At 69.3% G+C, this 5,638-nt stretch carries 7 protein-coding genes and 1 pseudogene; 4 read left to right on the top strand and 4 right to left on the bottom strand.

Annotated features, from left to right (window positions below; genetic code table 11):
* Positions 1–103 precede the first annotated feature (103 nt).
* A complete protein-coding gene (locus C1J00_RS37155; RefSeq protein WP_102913324.1) occupies positions 104–1,774 on the top strand; it encodes a YibE/F family protein in 1,671 nt (556 codons plus the stop codon).
* A gap of 312 nt (positions 1,775–2,086) precedes the next feature.
* On the opposite strand, the gene C1J00_RS37150 is transcribed toward C1J00_RS37155, so the two are convergent.
* The 4 genes from C1J00_RS37150 to C1J00_RS37135 all read right to left on the bottom strand — a co-directional run bounded on the left by C1J00_RS37150 (position 2,087) and on the right by C1J00_RS37135 (position 4,369).
* On the bottom strand, positions 2,087–2,521 hold the full coding sequence (locus C1J00_RS37150) for an SsgA family sporulation/cell division regulator (protein ID WP_102913323.1): 435 nt from the start codon (positions 2,519–2,521) through the stop codon (positions 2,087–2,089).
* Positions 2,522–2,619: 98 nt separating this feature from the next.
* Positions 2,620–3,354 (bottom strand): IclR family transcriptional regulator, encoded by a 735-nt coding sequence (locus C1J00_RS37145; protein WP_342751783.1) that lies wholly within the window; start codon positions 3,352–3,354, stop codon positions 2,620–2,622.
* 320 nt (positions 3,355–3,674) lie between these two features.
* Entirely contained in the window at positions 3,675–3,887 is a 213-nt protein-coding gene (locus tag C1J00_RS37140) for a DUF5326 family protein (RefSeq protein WP_102913321.1), read from the bottom strand.
* Between the two features lie 164 nt (positions 3,888–4,051).
* Complete coding sequence (locus tag C1J00_RS37135; protein ID WP_062927868.1) at positions 4,052–4,369, bottom strand: cupin domain-containing protein; 318 nt, start codon at positions 4,367–4,369, stop codon at positions 4,052–4,054.
* 60 nt (positions 4,370–4,429) lie between these two features.
* On the opposite strand from C1J00_RS37135, the gene C1J00_RS37130 reads away from it, so the two are divergent.
* From C1J00_RS37130 to C1J00_RS37120, 3 genes and pseudogenes are all read left to right on the top strand, one after another.
* The gene (locus C1J00_RS37130; protein ID WP_102913320.1) at positions 4,430–4,807 is read left to right on the top strand and encodes a phage holin family protein; all 378 of its coding nucleotides are present in this window, start codon (positions 4,430–4,432) and stop codon (positions 4,805–4,807) included.
* A gap of 6 nt (positions 4,808–4,813) precedes the next feature.
* Entirely contained in the window at positions 4,814–5,305 is a 492-nt protein-coding gene (locus C1J00_RS37125) for a low molecular weight protein-tyrosine-phosphatase (RefSeq protein WP_102913319.1), read from the top strand.
* Positions 5,302–5,638, top strand: a pseudogene (locus C1J00_RS37120) (hypothetical protein); the annotation flags it as partial. The gene C1J00_RS37125 and the pseudogene C1J00_RS37120, both read left to right, overlap by 4 nt.

Raw genomic sequence — 5,638 nt, 5'->3', positions numbered from 1 at the left:
CTCCTACCCACCCCCCGAGCCGCCCCACGGATCCGGCGCCGGAAACGGCAACGGCCATGGTGACGGCCATGATTCCGCCGCCGGAGGCGGGCAGGGGCAAGCCATGCGGCAGGGCCCCGGCCCCGGATACGGGCGCGACGGGCGATTCGGCCCCTCGGGCCGCGGTGAGTACGGACCGGGCTTCGGTGACGGCCCGGGTACCGGTTCGCACGGTGGTCATGACGCTCCAACGGGCGGTCCGGGTCCCGGCCACGGCCCCGGCCCCGGTCGTGGGCACAGTGGCGGACCCGGTGGCGGGCCTGGTGGCGGACCCGGTGGCGGGCCTGGTGGCGGGCCCGGTGGCGGGCCTAGCGGCGACGGGCATGGCCACGGTGCCGGTGCCGGGAACGGCCATGGCGGAGGCGACCGGCACGGGCACGGTGGCGCTGACGGGAACGGTCATGGCGGAGATGACGGGCACGGCTCCGCCCCTGGTGGCGGCCACGGGCATTCGCACAGCCACGGCCCGGCCACGCCCGTCTCCATGCATCTGCGCAAGGTCATCGCGGCGGTCCTGATCCCGTTCGCCGCGGCGGTGCTGGTCGGTCTCGCCGTTCTGTGGCCGGGCGGCGCCCCGGCTCACGAACGCACCGGCGTCGGCTTCGACCGGCAGACGCAGGATGCCACGGTCACCAAGGTGGTCGAGGTGAGCTGCAAGGAGGCCGGCGCTTCGGGCGTTCCGCCGACCGGCGACACCTCCACCGCTGAGGGTTCCTCCGCGGTGCAGCAGGAGAAGGGCACCTGCAAGCGGGCGACGATCCGGGTCGACAGCGGGGACGACAAGGGCCGTACGTTCACCGAGATCGTCCAGCCCGACCAGTCCCGCCAGCTGCAAGAGGGCCAGAAGGTCGTCGTCGCCTACGAGCCTTCGGCGCCGAAGGACCTGCAGTACTCGGTCACCGACGTCAACCGTCGGCTGCCCATGGCGTTGCTCGCCGGCATCTTCGCCGTCGCCGTCGTGGTCGTCGGTCGGCTGCGGGGGGTCATGGCACTGGTCGCGCTGGCCATCAGCTTCATGGTGCTGAACTTCTTCATCCTGCCCGCGATCCTGCAGGGCTCGAATCCGCTGGTCGTGGCGGTGGTGGGCGCGAGTGCCATCATGCTCATCGCCCTCTACCTCTGTCATGGTCTGTCCGCCCGGACATCCGTGGCGGTGCTGGGCACCCTCATCTCGTTGTTGCTGATCGGCATCCTCGGCTCGGTCTTCATCGACTGGGCCGCGCTCACCGGCAACACCGACGACAACACCGGTTTGATTCACGGCCTTTACCCGACGATCGACATGAGCGGTCTGCTGCTCGCCGGCATCATCATCGGCTCGCTGGGCGTGCTCGACGACGTGACGGTCACCCAGACCTCAGCGGTCTGGGAGCTGCACGAGGCCAATCCGTCGATGGGGTGGCGCGGGCTCTACCGCGCGGGCATCCGGATCGGCCGCGATCACATCGCCTCGGTCGTCAACACGCTCGTCCTCGCTTACGCGGGTGCCGCGCTGCCGTTGCTGCTGTTGTTCTCGATCGCGCAGAGCAGTGTGGGGACGGTCGCCAACAGCGAGCTGGTCGCGGAGGAGATCGTGCGCACGCTGGTCGGTTCGATCGGCCTGGTCGCCTCGGTGCCGGTCACCACGGCCCTGGCGGCGCTGGTGGTCTCGGCCGACCGGCCAGGCACGGAGCCCGCCATTGAGGCCCCTGTGGTCCCGGCGCGCGGGGGGAGGGGCCGGCGCCGCAAGCGCTGACGCCTCTGCGCCCGCGGACGCCTGCGAAGGCCTGGGCCCCGGCGTCCGGCGCGGGGCCTGGACTCCCAAGGCGCGGCGGCTGGATTCAAGGCACGGCGCCCCGGCCCTCGGCGCGGCGCCCAGCCCTCGGCATAGCGCCCCGGCGACGGCGTGGCGCCCGGCTTCCGGCTTGTTGACCGCAAGCGTCTCGGCCCGGCCTCGTGGGACCGCGAGGAGATCGCCCGGCATACGAAGATCGCAGGAAGAAGGGTTCCTTTGCAGCTCGGCGACACCCGGTGAAGCGTTACTCCACCGTGCCGCCGGTCCCATGTCTCAACCAGCGCCCTGCTCGGCGAGGATGCGGTCCAGGGCCTCGTCGAGGTGCGCGTCGAAGTCGGCGAGCGAGCCCTCCTGGCCCAGCGGCACCAGCTTGTCCGTACGGTCCAGGAAAGCGACGAGCGGTGCGGTCGACGACCGGAACACCGCCTGGTCGCTGCCCACCTGAAGCCGGATCAACACCTCGCCCAGCGCATCGGGTTCGACGGGCGTGACCCGCACATCGCCCTCCCCGCACGGCCGGCCGACGCCGTCGATCAGCAACTCCCGCCCGAAAGCCCATGTCACCGGGGCATCACCGGGCAAGTGAAAAGTCAGCCGGACGGCATAGGGATCACTGGACTCATAGCGCAGCTCCACCGGAATGCGGAAGGAGAGCTCCTCGGACACGAGAAAGCTCATCATGACCTCTGCTTGTACGGACTCGCGCATCGATAACCCCGTCATTCGCCGTGACTGGCCGGGAACGAACCTCTGACACTTGGTGGAATCTTGCTGAACGTACACAGCAGATCACAAGGAGTGAGTTTTCACATACTGATAGAGAGCGCGAGCGAGCCGAGCAGACGCCCGATCTCGGTCTGCAACTGACGGGCCGCGGGGAGCAGCCGGTCGGCCTGGTGTGCGGGCAGTGAGATGGCCATCGTCGCGGCCGTGGTGCCGAGAGTGAGGGGAATCGCGGCGCACACCGCACCCAGGGCGTACTCCTGACGCTCGGTCACGGGTTCCATCCGCCGGATCCGCTCCAGACGCCGGAGCAGACTGTGGTTGTCGCGCACCGTATAGGGCGTGAGGGGCTGCACCGGGTAGCGGTCGAGGTGGTCACGGCGTGCTTCCTCGTCCAGCTGGGACAGCAGGCACTGCCCGATGGCGTGCGCGTGGCCGGTCTCGCGGAAGTCTGCCCACTCCTCGACCGCCGGGTTTCCCGGGGTGTCGGAGACGCACATGACCTCGATCTCACCCTCGCGGTACACCGCGTAGTACACGGGCACGCCCAGGACGTCCCGCCAGTGCGCGAGCGCGTCGACGACCGTGCTGCGACGTTTCTGCCGCGCCCCGCTGCTGCTCAGCCGCTCGGCCGCCTCACCGAGGAAGAACAGGCCCTTGTCCCGCCGCAGATAGCCCTCGTGCACGAGCGTGCGCAGCAGGTGATACGTCGTGGGCAGCGCCAACCCGGTCTCACGGGCCAGTTGTTTGGCCGGGGCCCCGTACTCGTGTACGGCGACGGTCTCCAGCAGACGCATCGCGCGCTGCACGGATCCGATGAGGGTCGGCGGTGGCGGCGGTGTGGAAGGTGGCGTTGGCCCGGGCGGCGCCGCCGAGCGCGGTTGCGCGGGGACGGTGTGGAGCTGGACGGGTGCGGTGTCAGCCGGGACCAAGGGTCTCTCCCGAAGCGCGAGGGGGCAGACCGTGCGGAGGAACACGGGTGGGGGTGAATGCCGCTCGCGGGGAAGTCCCCGCGTCGAGTTCCGGACTCTATTCGTCTGCCACCGCATACAGACCGCCCGGACGGGAAACTTCCCTCGCCCGAGGGAACGGGTGATTCCAGGTGTTTCCCGCTACCCCCACCGGTTCCCCACCGGTCTCACCAGTCGCTGCGCGACGTGGAGCTCGACGTGAACTTCCGTACGACGTAGATCAGTCCACCGACCAGTGCCACGAAGACCAGCACCTTGAAGAGCAGTCCGATGACGAAGCCGACGACACTGGCGATCAGCCCGCCGAACACGACCAGGGCGATGACCGGCACCGCGATCCACTTCACCCACCACGGCAGTCCCGTGAAGATCTCTCGCATCGCCCTCGTCCTTACCTTCCCACCCGTTCGAGTGCCGGGCCCTGTCGGTCCTTCTGGATCTCTGATGTCCTGCACTCGATGCTAGGTCCGGGAGGGGGCGAACGGGGGCCTCGCGCCCCTTGTCCTCCCCTGACCGATCCCCTAGGGAACCCCGAGGCGGTCCGTCATCGCTCGGGCGGAGAGAAGACCACCAGTACCCTCAGGTCCTCGGTGATGTGGTGGAACTTGTGTGCGACGCCCGCCGGCACGTAGATCACGCTGCCGCGCGCCACCTGGGTCGTCTCCAGGCCGACGGTGATCGCGGCACGGCCGCTCACAACGAAGTAGACCTCGTCCTGATTGTGCGGCTTCTGTGGATCCTGTTCGCCCGCGTCCAGGGCGTACAGACCGACCGACATGTTCTGCTCCCGCAGAAACTGCAGGTAGGCGCCCTCGTTGGCGGCGCGCTCCGCCTCCAGTTCATCCAGCCGGAATGCCTTCATCGCCTTGTCCGCCCCTGCCTCTTGTGCCCGTGTCCGATCAGGTCTGCCACGATCAGACACATGAAGAATTTCGTAGTCAAGACGGTCGCCAACGCGGGTGCCCTGGCGGTCGCCGTATGGCTGCTCGACAAGATCACCCTGACGGGTGACAGCACGGGCAAGAAGATCGGCACCCTGATCATTGTGGCGCTGCTCTTCGGCGTGGTGAACTTCCTGGTCAAGCCGCTGGTCAAGCTCCTCAGCCTGCCGCTTCTGATACTGACGCTCGGCCTGTTCACGCTGGTCGTCAACGCGCTGATGCTGCTTCTCACCTCGTGGCTGGCGGACAAGCTCGACGTGAGCTTCCACGTGGAGGGCTTCTGGACGGCCGTTCTGGGCGGCCTGATCATCTCGGTCGTCTCCTGGGCGCTGCACGTCGTCCTGCCCGACGGGGACTGAGCAGACATGACGTACCGCGTCTGCTTCGTGTGCACGGGCAACATCTGCCGGTCCCCGATGGCCGAGATCGTCTTCCGTGCACGCGTGGCGGACGCCGGTCTCGGCGAGCTGATGGAGGTTGACAGCGCCGGCACGGGCGGCTGGCACGAGGGCGACGGCGCCGACCCGCGCACGGTGGCCGTCCTGGAGGACAACGGCTACGCCGGTGGCCACACGGCCCGGCAGTTCCGGCCGTCCTGGTTCTCCCGCCTCGACCTGGTGATCGCCCTCGACTCCGGCCACCTCGGAGCGCTGCGCCGCCTCGCGCCGACGGAGCAGGATGCCCAGAAGGTACGGCTGCTGCGTTCGTACGATCCTGCCGCCGGCTACGACCTCGCCGTACCGGACCCCTACTACGGGGGCATGGACGGCTTCGAGGAGTGCCTTGAGATGGTGGAGGCGGCGAGCACCGGTCTGCTCGCCGCCGTGCGAAGGGACGTGGAGGGACGGGCGGCATGAGCGAATCCGCGAAGGACGACGCGGGCGGGGCGACGGGTGAGCCGGCCCGGGTGATCCGCCACACGGCACCGGCGGCGGACGCGGGCGAGGTGAAGGGTGCCGCGAGCCGGGTGACCGGTGCGGCGGGTGGAGTGACGGATGCTGTGGACGAGGTGACGAACGCCGTGAGCGGGTTGACGGGTGCCGCCGGCGAGACGGCGAACGCTGCGGACAGGGCGACTGGCACCGTCGACGAGGTGACGGGCACCGCGGGACGGGCAACCGCGAAGACCGGTGACGGCACGCGCGCGGTGCGGGCCGGACTGCCCGAGCCGGTCAAGTACGAGCCCACCC

It is taken from the genome of Streptomyces cahuitamycinicus, assembly GCF_002891435.1.
Classification (GTDB): domain Bacteria; phylum Actinomycetota; class Actinomycetes; order Streptomycetales; family Streptomycetaceae; genus Streptomyces; species Streptomyces cahuitamycinicus.
This window is presented reverse-complemented; position numbering and strand designations above follow the sequence as displayed.